Genomic DNA, 14,132 nt, shown 5'->3' on the forward strand with positions numbered 1-14,132 from the left:
AAAAACAGGAGGCCCGTGGGCACTCCTGTTTTTTATATCTTTTTGATCCATTCATTTAGGCTGTGTACATAATAAGTAGGCTTTGTTGCAAAGCTGTTCATTTCCTCAAATGGTGTGACGCCTGTAAACACCATTAACGTGTCAAGACCTGCTCGAATGCCTGCTTGAATGTCTGTTTGATAATTATCCCCAACCATTATCGTTTCTTCTTTGGTTGTCCCAAGGATTTCTAGTGCTTGTTCCATTATTATTTTTTCTGGTTTCCCTATAAAAGTTGGTGTGACACCTGTACTTACAGTTACTACTGATGTAAGGGAGCCATTTCCTGGAAGTAATCCTCGTTCAGTTGGTATTGCTATATCCCCATTTGTAGAAATAAAGGTTGCGCCATTCCGGACAGCTAAACAGGCTTTTGCAAATTTCTCATACGTTACTTCACGGTCAATCCCTACTACAACAAAATCACACTTATCATCATTGGATATTGTCAGCCCTTCATCCTCCAATGCTGTTTTTACTCCTTCTTCCCCAATCACGTAACAAGAAGCATCCTTCTTCCGTTCTTTAATGTATCTTGCAGTCGCTAGACTAGTGGTTACAACCTGCTCAGATGTAGCATAAATACCAAGATAATTTAGTTTCTCTGCTACCTCTGCCTGTGTTTTCGAAGAATTATTTGTTACGAATAAATAAGGAATCTCTTTTGCTCGTAATGTGTCAATAAAGCCAGCAGCTTCCGCAATTGGCTCCTTTCCTAAATACATTGTTCCATCAAGGTCAATTAAATATCCTTTATAGTTTTTCATCTATTGACTTCCTCTCTTAACATGCTAGCTGTTGTATTTGTCAGTTATTCTTCATTTGAGAAAGCATGAGCTACCCCAAGTTCATTATCAAGGTATGTTCGTATGTGGTTATGAAATTGACTTAATTGCACCCTATTTGTGGAAAAGGCTTGATAAACTTCTTGATGATTAACGTTCACGTAATCTACAACAAGCATTTTTCTTAGTCCTATAACCCGCTTGTAAGAATCACCATCTTCATTAGGTAACACTTTTTCATCAAGCAATATATCGATAATATCCTCATAACTTCCTGGGTCGCGCATGATAAAACCATCTATCATCATATTTCCAACATCCAGAATGGCTTCAATTGCAACATGTCCTATTCTTTCTAAAGCCAATTTCTGCTGTAATGTTTCGTACTTCATTTCCTTCAATTCTGTTAGCATACTATCTAAATAGTTGAGACGCTGCTCTATCTTACTTCTGTCTACAAAGTACATTCTGTTGACTCCTTTTATATAATTCTTCTTTAGTTAAATACTTAATTTGTATACTAATATTTTAGCATATTACACATGATATCGAGATACAAACGTGTTATAGTTAAGGAAATGTCAAAATAATGGAAAAGGGGACGCAAATGGGAGGTAAATTTGAAATACTAAAAGATGAGACGAAAACAAAAGAATTAAGGTATATTAGTTTTATGGGCAATTATCAGCGCTATGATTTCGCCCTAATGAATCATGAGGAAGATCCAGATAAAACGGTCGTAATACATTTACAGAAAAACCGTTTTATCGTAGTTGGAAAAGAAGATCTAGACAACAATCGCGATGTGGAACATATTCTTCATGAGACAGCGATGGAAGCTGATGAAGTTCGTGCATTTTTAAAAGAAGTACTGTAAAAATTAACAGGTAAAGTTGCCTAAGGAGAAAACAAAATGGAGAGTATTGATTCTGTCTTAAAAGAGAAGTTACTAAAGATGGACGCCACAGCCTTGGCAGAATGGATTAAGAATAGAAAAGTAACAAGTAGTGAAGTGGTATCTATTTATATAGAACATCAAAAAAAAGTTAATCCATCGATTAACGCAGTAGTAGAAGATCGCTATGAACTCGCTTTGAAGGAAGCTAAATCGCTTGATGAAAAAAGGCATACACTTAAACAGCTGCCACCATTATATGGTGTACCGATAACTGTGAAGGAATCTCTTCACGTCGCCGGAATGAAGACAACAAGTGGCTTGGAACATCGTCAGGATTTAATTTCCAGAGAAGACGCACCTGCCATTACCAGGTTACAAAACGCAGGCGCAATTATCTTAGGTAAAACAAATACACCAGCACTTTGCTTTAACCAGGAAACCGATAATCGGCTCTATGGCAGAACGAATAATCCATGGGATCTTACACGAACAGCTGGAGGATCAAGCGGCGGTGAAGGTGCTATTCTTGCTGCAGGAGGATCACCAGCAGGAATTGGTTCTGATATTGGAGGATCCATACGTTTTCCAGCCCATTTTAATGGTGTAATTGGCTTTAAACCAGGTATGTATAGAGGCTCTTCTGCAGGACATTACCCTTCGGCAACTACTCCCTTACAGGAAAGAATGCTGACAATCGGGCCGATGGGTAGATCTGTACGGGACATGGAGTTGTTATATTCCGTACTATCACCACATTCTACTGCGAATCGTTATTTACAGTTTTTTAAAATTGAAGTACTTCCAGGCACCGTCAATTACCCGCTTTCCGAAAAAACGATTGAGATGATGGACAATATCGAAAAATTTCTTACGGAGTCTTTCTCCACAAATCGATTTATCCCACCATACTTTGAAGAAAGCTCCCTGCTTTGGCTGGAAATGTTGGCGAGTGAAGGCAGTGAGCTTATTGAGAAGTCAGCATTCCATAACGATCGCTCCAATCTTGTAAAAGCTTTTCTTAGAGAAAAAATAACAAATCGTGCATCCGTTGATCCCTATCTAACCATGGGAATTCTTGGTTCAAAGCTTTTCAGGCCATCAAAGAGCAGAGTGAAAGAAATAAAAAAAACCTTGGCTGAAGGTGATGACTTTCTATCCGAGTACTTGCATAACCGTTTGCTCCTCTTCCCCGTCTATCACACAAGTGCGCTAAAGCACGGAAAAGTTTATAAAGAGATATTCTCTTTACGCAGAACGTTTCTTAACTTTATGCCGTTTATTGCTTATGCCAATGTATGGGGCTTACCATCCTTAACCGTTCCAATAAGGAACGATGAGAATAATATGCCAATTAGCATACAAGTCATATCAGCAAATGGAAATGAAGATGCGATCTTCCGTTTAGGTAAAATTCTAGAGAAGAAATTTAGAGGATATGTAGCAGCACAGCCAACTGACTAACGGTAAGATTTGGAACGGTTCAAATATCCCTTTCCTTCATAAAGTAGGATGGAGGAGAGTGGAAAAAATGTCACGTGAGCCAAAGGGCAAATATAGTGATTTTACTAATGCAAGGGATAGACAAAAAAAGCTTATCCCTGAAGAGTTTCCAGAGGGAGCGTTTGGATCTCCAATAAATGAATCCGAACCTGTTTCAGGTAAATCCACCCCATGGGAAGAAGGTCAGTACAGGGAAAGTGCGTTTGTGTACCCAGATAAGTCAATGCATAAAGACGTGCCTCGTCAAGCACCAACTTCCCATCCTATACAAAAAAAGGAGTAGCAAAATTGCTACTCCTTTTTTTAGGTATGACTGCGCAGTTAAAATTTTATAGTCTCAACTATAAGAAAAATATACAATACCTGAAATACAAGCGAAAGTATTTTTTCTAGTGTGTCATTCCTCTGACTTTTTCGGCTTCGCACCTTTTATCTTTTGAAGCACAAAATAGGCGCAACCAAAATTACAGTACTCGTAAAGATAGTCGTCAAGCGCACCAATTTTAGCGTCCAATGAGGCTTTGTGATTCTGATCGCTATAAAATCCTTTTAGCCGCAATTGATCATAGCCCCAATCACCGACAATGTAGTCATATTTCGAAAGGATATCAGAATGACGTTCATTTAGTGCTTTTTCATCAAAACCCTCTTTAACATTTTCAATCAACTCATACTGTTTCCCACTTATTTCAATCATCGCTTTCCCTCCACATATTGTAATAAGTTTATCACATTCCCCCATATGGAAACCAGAAATAATTTCATGCATGAATTTCGTAGAGAATTGCAAACTAAAAGAGAAACAAAACTGAAAAGGAGCAATCACATGAAAATAAACCATTTTGTAATTGGCGCTCTCACTTTGTTTAGCCTAAGCGCATGTGGAAATAATGAAAACGCCATGGATGAACGCGATGATATTGTAGACGAGCTTGATCCTTCTGCTGAACAGCAATCAGCTGAAGATGAAGAACTAAATGACAGACTTGGCTACGTCCATTATACAAAAGACCAGGTAAACAATGATGATGAAATGGAGCATGGTGTTTCCATCGATCGTACACAAGTCGCAAATGTTATTACGCGTATTGCCTTACGCGGTGAAGGTCTAGAGCAAGTTGCAACACTTGTCACAGATGAAGAAGTACTCATTGCTTATGAAAAGTCTGATGACGTAGACGAGAAAGAAGCCGCAAATATTGCAAGAAAGACAGCACAATCCGTTATACCTCAATATTATGAAATATATGTCTCTGATAATGAAAGCTTAATCAACGACATACAAAGCTTGCATAATTCCAGCACTACTGACGGCAGTTATGAGAACACCATTGATCAGATTATAAAAGAGATGGAAAAATCCCCACAGGGTAAAGAAGATAACCTAAAAGAAGAAATGAAAAATCAAGAATAAAGTGAAACTTCAATCAGTGGGTTTTTGTTTCCCAACTGATTGTTAGTTGAACGAATCGGGGTGTTAGCGTCCGTTTACTCCCACTAAAAACTAACGGTTTCACTTCATATTTTGAAGTGGGAGTCTTACGGACGGTTGCATCGGGGTAAATGCAAAATATGGAAGGGTCCTCTTTAAATGCCAAGAGGATCCTTTTGTTATGTGAATAGAATTCCACTTCCTAACCAAAAATAACTCTATTCTAAGTAAAAGGGTGAACTACATTGTACTATCGATACCTCTATACAGGTTTCCTTCTTATATTCCTTATATTGTTTACTGGCAGTACAGTTCATGCCGAAGCAGATAAAGATATATACAAAGAGCGGATGGCCTTATTTAAGAAAACCGAAGCACTCACACAAATACCATGGCACTTTTTCGCGGCGATGGATAATTTTGAACGCAACATAAAAAAAGAAGATGAAGGAAAGGTTATTTCAATTGAGGTACCAGCTGAATTATGGTACGGATTAGGTAACAGTTCTATGATACAAGATGAAAACCTAATTACGTTCTTTAACGGAAAAGGTAAAGATGGGGACGGGGACAAACTCGCGGACCCTAATAACCCGGAAGATATTCTTCATACCATCGCTAACTACATGTTAGAATACGGTCAGACAGAGGAGGATATTAAAATTGCGTTATGGAATTATTATAAACGTGATTTGTCAGTCCAGACGATAATGAACACAGCCAAGGTTTTTAAGACTTACCAAGAGATTAATTTGACAGATAGAGACTTCCCAGTATCTACTGATTACAATTACAGCTACCGTAGCACATGGGGAGATAGGCGTGGATTTGGTGGGTTACGTATCCATGAAGGAACTGATATTTTTGCAGGGTATGGGACACCAGTCAAATCAACCACATATGGTGTTATTGAGCTGATGGGTTGGAACTTATACGGCGGGTGGCGTATCGGTATACGAGACATTTACAATATATACCATTATTATGGCCATATGAATGGATATCAAGATGACATTCAAGTTGGACAGGTAGTAAAGCCTGGAGATGTACTAGGTAGTGTAGGTTCTACAGGTTATGGGCCCCCAGGTACTTCTGGTAAGTTTCCTCCCCACTTGCACTATGGCATGTATAAGGACAACGGATACAGCGAATGGTCTTTTGATCCCTATCCTTTTTTGAAGAAATGGGAAAGAATGGTTAAATAGTACTGAAAAGACGAAAAAATGACGATAAGGTTATTAAAAAGAGGCTGGACATAAGAAAATTAAACAAAAAAAGGACATTCAACGGCGCATTACAGAAGAAATTCACGGATACCCCCTGATTATTTGGTATCTAGATTACACTTTAGCGAAGGAAAAATGCGAAGACTCCAGTGGGAACAGCACGAGTCCGAAGACCCCGCAAGAAGCGATCTTTGCTTCTGAGGAGACTAAGGCCGTGCCCACTGAAAGCGGAGTATTTTCCTGAGCGGTAATTAAGCAGTTTGTTTATTATTGTTCGGGTTTTAAAAAAGGCTGAGACGTTATGTCCCAGCCTCTTCGTTATTTATTTTGATTTTTTTACAGCATATGTGATACTTGCAGCCAATCCACCCCATATGACAATCATACCAAGGATCATAACAAAGATAGCACCTGCAGTCATATTATTTTGCCTCCTTAGCTTTAGCTTCCGCTTCAGCACGGTTATTGCCTTTCCACTTCGTAAGAGAAAGGATAATCCCTATTACTAGCGCACCTGCTGCAACCGACCAGCCTGCATATATAATAAATGCATCAGTGTAATTCCCATAGTTTCCTGACTCTGTTTCAAATTGTTTAAGTAGGTTTTGTGTTAACAACTGATACATTTGATAACCTAGTACAATTGGTGTAATGACTGCAAGACAAATCGTCCACCAAGAGCCTAGTCGAATATCGGAAATTTCGTTAGCATGCTCTTTCAGTTCTTTAACCTGTCTTAAAATCCATGCAACGACTACTACTTCAACAAGACCAAGTAAAGCAACACCAAATTGGTTAATAAAATAATCTACCGCATCTAGGAAGTTAAGTCCACCTTGAGTAGAGAATAAAATAGAAATTAAAGCTGCTAATCCTCCCCCAAAGAACACTGCCTTCACTCTGGAAATTTTGAATTTATCAACAAGACCCGCAACATAAGTTTCCGTTATGGACATTAAGGAAGTTAATCCAGCAAGTACGAGTGATGCAAAGAATAGAAACCCAAAAAGTCCGTTTAAACCAGGAAATTCATTTATAATTGCCGGGAAAACAACGAAGGCTAAACCTACGCCGCCAGCAACAACATCGTCTACACCTACTCCTGACTGGGACGCTAAAAATCCAAGTACAGAGAAAACCCCAATCCCTGCTAGTAACTCAAAGCTCGAATTACCGAAACCAACGATAAACGCATTATTCGTTAAATCGGATTTTTTAGGCAAATAACTTGAATACGTGATCATGATCGCAAACGCAATGGATAGACTGAAGAAAATCTGTCCATATGCCGCAACCCAAACGTCTGGTGACAAAATCGTACTAAAATCTGGGGCAAAGAATGCCTGTAATCCATCAATGGCTCCAGGAAGGGTTACTGCACGGATAACAATAATAAGAAAAATAATGACCAATGCAGGAATAAAAATCCTGTTCGCAATTTCAATACCCTTCTTAACGCCTTTAAATAAGATTCCTAGTACTAACACCCATACAATAACAAGTGGGATAAATACGCCTGGAACAATTCCGCCAATTTCACCAGGTGCAGCTAACTTTAAATAATCATTGAACAAAAAGCTTTCCGTATCTGATCCCCAATTTTGGTTAAAAGCAAACACAGAATATGACATAGCCCATGCCACAATGACGGCATAATAGGTGGATATAACAAATGCTACAAGTACTGCCCACCAACCGATAAATTCCGACTTTTTATTTATTCGCTTAAATGTTAACGGTGCTGATCCACGATGCTTGTGCCCCATTGTAAATTCCATAATCAAAATTGGTATCCCTGCTGTAAGTAGTGCAAATAAGTATGGGATAAAAAATGCCCCACCACCGTTTTCATAGGCAACAGTTGGAAAACGCCAGATGTTCCCAAGCCCGATAGCAGAACCGACAGCTGCTAGAATAAAGCCAGCCCGTGTCCCCCAGTTAGAACGTGATTCCATAATAAGACCTCCCCTTTTTTATTCCTTTCTTCGTAATTGTATGTCCTGCATAAGAAAGGAATGTTTAAAATGTTTGTTTTTTTCAGATATTTATGTTTGTATTATAAAGGTACAAACTACCTATGTCAAAGGAATTTTTATCCTACTCCATTTTTACCCCTAAGAATGTTCCTATGATTCCCTAATATAAAAAGGAACGACCTTCCGATACATTTTAGAATCGAAAAGTCGTTCAGCTTCAATATTATTATAGAAACCTTTATAAAGAATTTCGTTTAAGAAAACCGCTCGAATTCCCTTTACTCTTTCTGAGTAGCTGTTTTGGATAGGAAATTCAAGAAGATACTAATTAAGATTATAATCAAAAGCGTGATCAACAGTGGTAGCCATACTTGATTCATTAACCCAATTAGTAAATATCCAATACTAGCAGTAACGGCTACAATGATAGCATATGGGAGCTGTGTTAGAACATGATCAATATGGTTGCTTCCCGCCCCTGTAGACGAAAGAATAGTTGTATCTGAAATTGGTGTACAATGGTCACCGAAAACCGAACCAGCAAGTACTGCAGCCAGTGATGGTAACAACATTGTTGTATCTGTTACTGCCGCTACCTCCGCTGCAATTGGTAGCATGATGCCAAATGTCCCCCATGAAGTCCCAGTTGCCAATGCCATAAATCCTGAGATCAGGAAGAATAATAGCGGCAGCATCGACGAACTTATAGAAGCGTCATTTACTAATTGAGCCAAGTACTGACCTGTCTCCAACGTTCCAATTATAGAACCGATCATCCAAGCTAAAACGAGGATATAGATAGCAGGAAGCATCGTTTTTACGCCTTCCACGATTACTTTAACTAAATTTTCTCTTGGTTTACTTTGCTGAAGATGGAATAACAGAGCAGTAAGCACAGCAGCAACCCCACCAACAAATAACGATAAGTTAACATTAGTATTAGAGAAAATGGTTAAGATGGTTACATTAGAACCTGATGCAGCTGCCCCTGTAAAGATCATTGCTAAAACGGTTGCGAGAATTAATACAATGATAGGAACTAACAGATGATAAATTCTCCCGTTAGTATGTGCGGAAATTTTGTTTCCAAGATCGCCTGGTACGTTTTTCTGTTCAGGGTCAACTAACTCCCCTGTTTCCATTGCACGCTTTTCATGGGTACGCATTGGTCCAATATCCAGCTTGAAATATGCCACAATGAATACGAGCAATACAGCTCCCAAAGCGTATAGGTTTAATGGGATCATTTGTATAAAAGCCTCTAATGGACGAATATCGGTAATCTCATTTGCTGCTAACAATCCACCAATTATTCCAATGATATAAGCGCCCCAGCTAGATATTGGGGAAATTACGGTAACCGGAGCCGAAGTAGAGTCGATTAAATAGGCAAGCTTCGCCCTAGATACTTTATGTCGATCAGTCAATGGTCTTGCTATTTGTCCCACTGCAAGACTGTTAAAATAATCATCAATAAAAATAATTAATCCGAGTACACCTGTCATGGCTTGTGATCCAGTACGTGTTTTAATTCGATGGATCATCCATTGCCCAAATGCTCTACTACCTCCCGATGCTTGCAGAAAAGCAGTCATAATACCAAGCAATAATAGGAAACCTAATAATAGAAGATTCCCAGTATTTGGCGCCCCATCTGCAAAAAATATGTTGCTAAAACTTGTGCCAATCTCTTTTAAGGAATCGAGAATAGAGAAATGATGAATAAACAATGCTCCTACTATAATTCCGACTCCAAGTGATACATAAATATTTCGTGTTAGCAATACAAGAAGAAGCATAAGTATTGCCGGTATGAGTGAAAATATCGTCCCTTCCATGCTGTTACCTCCGTTATTTTTTTGGTCGGTAGTAAAGGGAAATGTATGAATACCGCGCTTGCCAAGTTTATATTGGAATTTATTACCATATTATAAAAAGGCACAAAAAAGCAATGACAGAAAATAACCTATCATTGCTTTACAACATACGTTATCCTCCATTTCGATCAATAGTGCTCCATGCACACCAATGCATGACAGTATATCCCTTTTTCAAAGATATACCAGCTATAAATAAGTTTGACCCTTATTATGCTTCGGCAAACAACCCTTTCACAGCTTTCATCGTTGTCATTCTCCAGCTGATTACTAATATTGCCCGCTCCTCTACCTCACCGATCTGATAAGATTTACTTATTGAATTTTCCTTATCTAATATTACCAGTCTCTTAGTCGTTATTCAAGTCATTTCGCGGAATGGAAATATTTGGACCATCTCCACTACTTTCTCCTCCACCACGATTATAAAACTCTGGCACATCTCCCATGATAACTTTTGAATCAACATAAACCTTTGTGCTAATTGTTGTCGTTTCGGTTGTGAATGGAACTACTATTTGTACATTAACAGAAACAGGGATATAAATTTCGATTAACGCACCATTTAGTCCAATTTCTCTTTCTTCATATTTAACGTCTGACTGAATACTGCCGACAATTTCAAAGTGCACGGGGATTTTCGGCCCCAAGTTAGAAAGAATTGTACTCCCTGTTGCCTGGCCAATTGGAATTTCCACCACCGTTGGGTCCTGATTCGCTAATTCTCCTGGTGTATCCCCATATTCAATTGGGTCAAGCTCAGGATCATTTATATCCAAGGTTTCTCCTTTATTCATTCCATAAAGAAAGTACTCCGCCTTATTCGTTGCAATGCGAAGCGCTCTGTTTACAGCGACAGAATTCCAACCTAAAAGAGATACATTTCCGTTATTATCCATTCTTACATCCATGAGATCATCAAAACTAATATTTTCCGTTGATTTTACAGCCGCATTAATCGTTCTTGTTGCAAATTCTTCGGTTTTGACAACTGCAATATCCATCAACACAGGTGTAATTTTCTTATCAACAATTACAATGCTAAGTAAAACCATCAGGCCAAATAATACAATTGTAAAAAGAAAAACTGTTTTTGCTGGAGGTGTTGCTCTACTTGTACCATAGCGTTTTCTAAATTTCACGTAAAAAAACCCCCTTAACACAAACTTATGCTTGTATTAAAAGGGCTAGAATTAAATATTAATCTACCAATACATCTTTTACTGTAACGTTTACAGTACGTTCTAAATTAACTTCATATGGGTTAGCAACCGGCTTTCCGCTTTCTTCTAAAATTCGAACAACCGGACGATCACATAAATTAATGTTTTGCCTTATCACGACTCCAATACGACCATCACTTAACTCGATCGTTAGTCCATTTGGATAGGCAACAACACTTCGCTTAAATGCTTCAATCATTTCTTTATCGAATAAATTTACTGCTCCCGCATAAAGAATTTCTAATCCTTCATGTGGCAGCATCGCATCACGGTAAACTCGTGAACTCGTTACAGCATCAAACACGTCCGCTATTCCAATTACTTTTGCATAAGTGTGGATTTCCTCCCCCTGTATGCCTCTCGGGTAACCAGATCCATCCAGTCTTTCATGATGCTGATATGCACAGTGAGAGATCACTGTCGGCATGTATTGGTGTTTACGCAAGTAATCATAGCCGACCTGTGTATGACCTTTAATAATTTCGAATTCTTCATCTGATAACTTATCAGGCTTTTGCAGTATTGCTGGGTCAATAAACATTTTTCCAATATCATGTAGCATTGCACCTACACCTATTTCTGTGAGTTGCTTAGTTGAATAATTTAACTCAACACCGATAGCTAGCGAATAAATCGTCACATTTAAAGAATGTTGAAAAACATAATTATCAGAGACAAAAATATCTGCCAACAGTGACAAAGATTTCTCATTTTCCTGTATGTTACTTAAAATCTGTTCTACTACGTTCGTAAGTTCCTTTGACCTTTTATCCAGAATATAAGAGCGTTGCCCTAAACCAGCATTTTTCAGCTCGATAAACGTATCTTTAATCATATTGGTTGCTTCAAGACGTAACTTATCAGGAATGGTCTGGTCAACTTCTATATCTGGCGTTGTGCCGTCTTCAATGTATATGTATGTAATGCCATTGTTTAAAAGCCGTCGCAATAGCTTATCTGTTAAACGCATGCCTTTTTTTATTAAAACCACGCCATTTTCATTGTAAATGGTTTGGGCAAGTATCGTCCCTGCATGTATTTTCTTTGTGCTGGCAATTCTCATATTTTTTCCTAACCCCTATCAACAAAGTAAATGACGAAAATGTAAGTTCTAACAAAATTCGGCCTTATTCGACATAAGTCCCACTAAAATAGTACCAAAAATAAGACTAAATTGCTATTAGTTTTGGAAAATTATGTTCATGTATCCTCTTCGTTTTTATTAAATAAAAAATGCCTCCCTAAGAGGAAGACATTTTATCAGGATATCTTCAATAAGGCATCTTTACCAATCATGCCTTCTTCCCATCCATAAGTTCTAGATGCATCGGTTATTTTTTCCAAAGGTGCATTTAATAAGTCGTCTATCGTACGCACACCTACTGCTCTACCGGCGATAACATTGCGATCCTTGAGCTTCTCATTTAATACGTTCACATCCAGAGCAGCACACATAATATAACCGACCTCATTGGATATCATCAGCAAGTTAGTTTTTGGAAGTTCAACACGTATTGCAGTAAAATGCATGCCTTCCACTTCCAGAGGATTGATTGTAATCATTTATGCAAAGCCTCCTTCATCTGGTCCTTACATTTGTATGCAGAACAAAGGGGCTTTGACACAATACTTACTCGTTGCCGGAATATCTTAATGTTCACGAGCGATAACCTACCGCTCACAGCCGATATGTTCTCGGTCATGACCGATACTCTGCTACTCACACATTTCCCGCTCCCGGCAAATGTACTCTAGACATCAAGTAGAGAGTCTTAACTTTTCGAGAACTTCTCTTTTAATGTTGTGGCAAGATGATCCCTTAGAAACTCGGGAAGAAAATAGTCCTTCACTTCAGATTTAGCTACTTCTGGCAGAAGACGACCAAATGTAAAAGTATCCGCAGTGGCCACCCTGTACGTAATATCAGATTTCAACGCGTCTCCATCAGGGAGACTTACTTCCTTTACAAATTCCTCGCCATTATCATGAAATGCTGTCTGGACATGCAAACCAGCAAATACCATCCTGCCCAGTACTTCTCCTCGAAATCCGAACCCTTTTAGCTTAAGTTCAGTAAAATCTTTTTTAAAGCATGCTCTAACTACTTCTGTTAATTCATTACCTGTCACCTCTACCACACAGGCATTAATGGGATGAGGACAGACTCGATGAATGTCACCGTAGCTAATATCCCCAGCAGGTAACTGATCTAGAAGTAAACCTGAATTTAGCATGGCAATATCTGCGCTTGTCCAATTTTTTATCGTTTCCGTTAATTCCTGCATAATCTTGGTATGTTTAAACCACTGCACATCAATAGACTTTTCCAAATGAACCACCGTTTCACCAAGAATGGAATCAGCCTTTTCTGTTAATAGCTGCAGTTTTTGTTCTGTTTGCAAGTCTTTAGGCTGGCGTGATATGTCTGTTGCATAGGCTTCTTTAGAGATTAATTTTCCATTGTCATGATCCCACGTTAAAATGACTTCCCCAATAAAACTGCAATGCTTTCCAGCAGCGGTAATGACGGCATTATTAATATGTTCCCCTGTTCTTAACAAATGGTGGGTATGGCCTCCAATAATTACATCAATATCTTCAAACCTACGGGCAATCTCTTGGTCCTCACTAAGCCCCAAATGGGATAACAAAATAATGATGTCAGTGGACTCTTTTAGCTCTTCTATACAAGCTTTAAGCATGTCAAAATGCGGAGATACATGCCAATCTAACAGCTCATAAAAGGCATTAAATGGAGCCGTTAGTCCAATAAATCCTGCCTTTATTCCGTTAACTGACTTGATTGTAGTAGTGGGCTTCAACCAATTTGGCTCTCGCCCTTTTAGACTATGTAAATTAGCACAGACCACTTCAAATTCTGCTTCATCATAAAGATGAAATAAATCTTGATGGGACAAGGTAATCCCTTCGTTGTTTCCCATAGTCACGACGTCATAGCCAGCATCATTTAAAAGTTCAACATTTGCCTTTCCCATAAAAGCTTCGGAAATGGGATGCACGCGATCCATATGGTCTCCAATATCTACCACCCAAGTGGAGTTGTTTTCCGTGGAACTGCTCGCTTTTGCTTCTTTTAGATATGAAACCACTCGTGGCCATTGTTCAAAATTACTATGTAAATCATTTGTATAATATAAATGAAGTTGTTCTTGCAT

General features: G+C 38.6%; 15 protein-coding genes and 1 riboswitch. Of the genes, 5 read left to right on the forward strand and 10 right to left on the reverse strand.

The genetic code is table 11. From position 1 onward, the window contains the following. Positions 1–32 precede the first annotated feature (32 nt). Positions 33–806 carry a TIGR01457 family HAD-type hydrolase gene (locus BN988_RS07385; RefSeq protein WP_036574684.1) on the reverse strand — a complete coding sequence of 258 codons (774 nt, stop codon included), beginning with the start codon at positions 804–806 and terminating at the stop codon, positions 33–35. A 44-nt stretch (positions 807–850) separates the two neighbouring features. Beyond that, positions 851–1,291 (reverse strand): DUF86 domain-containing protein, encoded by a 441-nt coding sequence (locus BN988_RS07390; protein ID WP_036574687.1) that lies wholly within the window; start codon positions 1,289–1,291, stop codon positions 851–853. Positions 1,292–1,431: 140 nt separating this feature from the next. Here BN988_RS07390 and BN988_RS07395 point away from each other — a divergent pair, with 140 nt between their 5' ends. The 3 genes from BN988_RS07395 to BN988_RS07405 all read left to right on the forward strand — a co-directional run bounded on the left by BN988_RS07395 (position 1,432) and on the right by BN988_RS07405 (position 3,505). Further along, a complete protein-coding gene (locus tag BN988_RS07395; RefSeq protein WP_036576490.1) occupies positions 1,432–1,701 on the forward strand; it encodes an SAV0927 family protein in 270 nt (89 codons plus the stop codon). A gap of 36 nt (positions 1,702–1,737) precedes the next feature. Then, complete coding sequence (locus BN988_RS07400; protein WP_036574689.1) at positions 1,738–3,183, forward strand: amidase; 1,446 nt, start codon at positions 1,738–1,740, stop codon at positions 3,181–3,183. Between the two features lie 67 nt (positions 3,184–3,250). Further along, the gene (locus BN988_RS07405) at positions 3,251–3,505 is read left to right on the forward strand and encodes a hypothetical protein (protein WP_036574692.1); all 255 of its coding nucleotides are present in this window, start codon (positions 3,251–3,253) and stop codon (positions 3,503–3,505) included. A gap of 114 nt (positions 3,506–3,619) precedes the next feature. Here BN988_RS07405 and BN988_RS07410 read toward each other — a convergent pair whose 3' ends face one another. Then, positions 3,620–3,919, reverse strand: coding sequence for a YutD family protein (locus tag BN988_RS07410; RefSeq protein ID WP_036574694.1), 300 nt, complete (start codon positions 3,917–3,919; stop codon positions 3,620–3,622). 129 nt (positions 3,920–4,048) lie between these two features. On the opposite strand from BN988_RS07410, the gene BN988_RS07415 reads away from it, so the two are divergent. After that, positions 4,049–4,636, forward strand: a complete 588-nt coding sequence (locus BN988_RS07415; RefSeq protein WP_036574697.1) for a YhcN/YlaJ family sporulation lipoprotein — start codon at positions 4,049–4,051, stop codon at positions 4,634–4,636. Between the two features lie 263 nt (positions 4,637–4,899). Next, on the forward strand, positions 4,900–5,859 hold the full coding sequence (locus BN988_RS07420; protein WP_036574699.1) for a M23 family metallopeptidase: 960 nt from the start codon (positions 4,900–4,902) through the stop codon (positions 5,857–5,859). A 343-nt stretch (positions 5,860–6,202) separates the two neighbouring features. Here the strand turns inward: BN988_RS07420 and BN988_RS18830 are convergent, their stop codons facing one another. The 7 genes from BN988_RS18830 to BN988_RS07450 form a co-directional block, all read right to left on the reverse strand. Continuing rightward, on the reverse strand, positions 6,203–6,301 hold the full coding sequence (locus BN988_RS18830; RefSeq protein ID WP_119575406.1) for a methionine/alanine import family NSS transporter small subunit: 99 nt from the start codon (positions 6,299–6,301) through the stop codon (positions 6,203–6,205). A gap of 1 nt (position 6,302) precedes the next feature. Next, positions 6,303–7,835 (reverse strand): sodium-dependent transporter, encoded by a 1,533-nt coding sequence (locus BN988_RS07425; RefSeq protein ID WP_036574702.1) that lies wholly within the window; start codon positions 7,833–7,835, stop codon positions 6,303–6,305. 299 nt (positions 7,836–8,134) lie between these two features. Continuing rightward, entirely contained in the window at positions 8,135–9,694 is a 1,560-nt protein-coding gene (locus BN988_RS07430) for a Na+/H+ antiporter NhaC family protein (protein WP_036574704.1), read from the reverse strand. A 163-nt stretch (positions 9,695–9,857) separates the two neighbouring features. Beyond that, positions 9,858–10,032: riboswitch (Lysine riboswitch) on the reverse strand. Positions 10,033–10,083: 51 nt separating this feature from the next. Further along, positions 10,084–10,875: a sporulation protein YunB gene (gene yunB / locus BN988_RS07435; RefSeq protein ID WP_036574707.1), complete on the reverse strand. Its 792-nt coding sequence runs from the start codon at positions 10,873–10,875 to the stop codon at positions 10,084–10,086. A 58-nt stretch (positions 10,876–10,933) separates the two neighbouring features. Then, entirely contained in the window at positions 10,934–12,019 is a 1,086-nt protein-coding gene (locus BN988_RS07440; RefSeq protein WP_036574709.1) for an HD-GYP domain-containing protein, read from the reverse strand. Between the two features lie 197 nt (positions 12,020–12,216). Next, positions 12,217–12,519 (reverse strand): YunC family protein, encoded by a 303-nt coding sequence (locus BN988_RS07445; protein WP_036574712.1) that lies wholly within the window; start codon positions 12,517–12,519, stop codon positions 12,217–12,219. Between the two features lie 209 nt (positions 12,520–12,728). Next, complete coding sequence (locus BN988_RS07450; RefSeq protein WP_036574713.1) at positions 12,729–14,132, reverse strand: bifunctional metallophosphatase/5'-nucleotidase; 1,404 nt, start codon at positions 14,130–14,132, stop codon at positions 12,729–12,731.

The organism is Oceanobacillus picturae (assembly GCF_000612865.1).
Classification (GTDB): Bacteria; Bacillota; Bacilli; order Bacillales; family Amphibacillaceae; genus Oceanobacillus_B; species Oceanobacillus_B jordanicus.

Coding starts and splice junctions, on each gene's coding strand:
- BN988_RS18830 (WP_119575406.1), bottom strand. CDS start 6,301: ATGACTGCAGGTGCTATCTTTGTTATGATCCTTGGTATGATTGTCATA.
- BN988_RS07400 (WP_036574689.1), top strand. CDS start 1,738: ATGGAGAGTATTGATTCTGTCTTAAAAGAGAAGTTACTAAAGATGGAC.
- BN988_RS07385 (WP_036574684.1), bottom strand. CDS start 806: ATGAAAAACTATAAAGGATATTTAATTGACCTTGATGGAACAATGTAT.
- BN988_RS07415 (WP_036574697.1), top strand. CDS start 4,049: ATGAAAATAAACCATTTTGTAATTGGCGCTCTCACTTTGTTTAGCCTA.
- BN988_RS07405 (WP_036574692.1), top strand. CDS start 3,251: ATGTCACGTGAGCCAAAGGGCAAATATAGTGATTTTACTAATGCAAGG.
- BN988_RS07450 (WP_036574713.1), bottom strand. CDS start 14,132: ATGCAAGAACAACTTCATTTATATTATACAAATGATTTACATAGTAAT.
- BN988_RS07425 (WP_036574702.1), bottom strand. CDS start 7,835: ATGGAATCACGTTCTAACTGGGGGACACGGGCTGGCTTTATTCTAGCA.
- BN988_RS07430 (WP_036574704.1), bottom strand. CDS start 9,694: ATGGAAGGGACGATATTTTCACTCATACCGGCAATACTTATGCTTCTT.
- BN988_RS07395 (WP_036576490.1), top strand. CDS start 1,432: ATGGGAGGTAAATTTGAAATACTAAAAGATGAGACGAAAACAAAAGAA.
- BN988_RS07440 (WP_036574709.1), bottom strand. CDS start 12,019: ATGAGAATTGCCAGCACAAAGAAAATACATGCAGGGACGATACTTGCC.
- BN988_RS07445 (WP_036574712.1), bottom strand. CDS start 12,519: ATGATTACAATCAATCCTCTGGAAGTGGAAGGCATGCATTTTACTGCA.
- BN988_RS07410 (WP_036574694.1), bottom strand. CDS start 3,919: ATGATTGAAATAAGTGGGAAACAGTATGAGTTGATTGAAAATGTTAAA.
- BN988_RS07390 (WP_036574687.1), bottom strand. CDS start 1,291: ATGTACTTTGTAGACAGAAGTAAGATAGAGCAGCGTCTCAACTATTTA.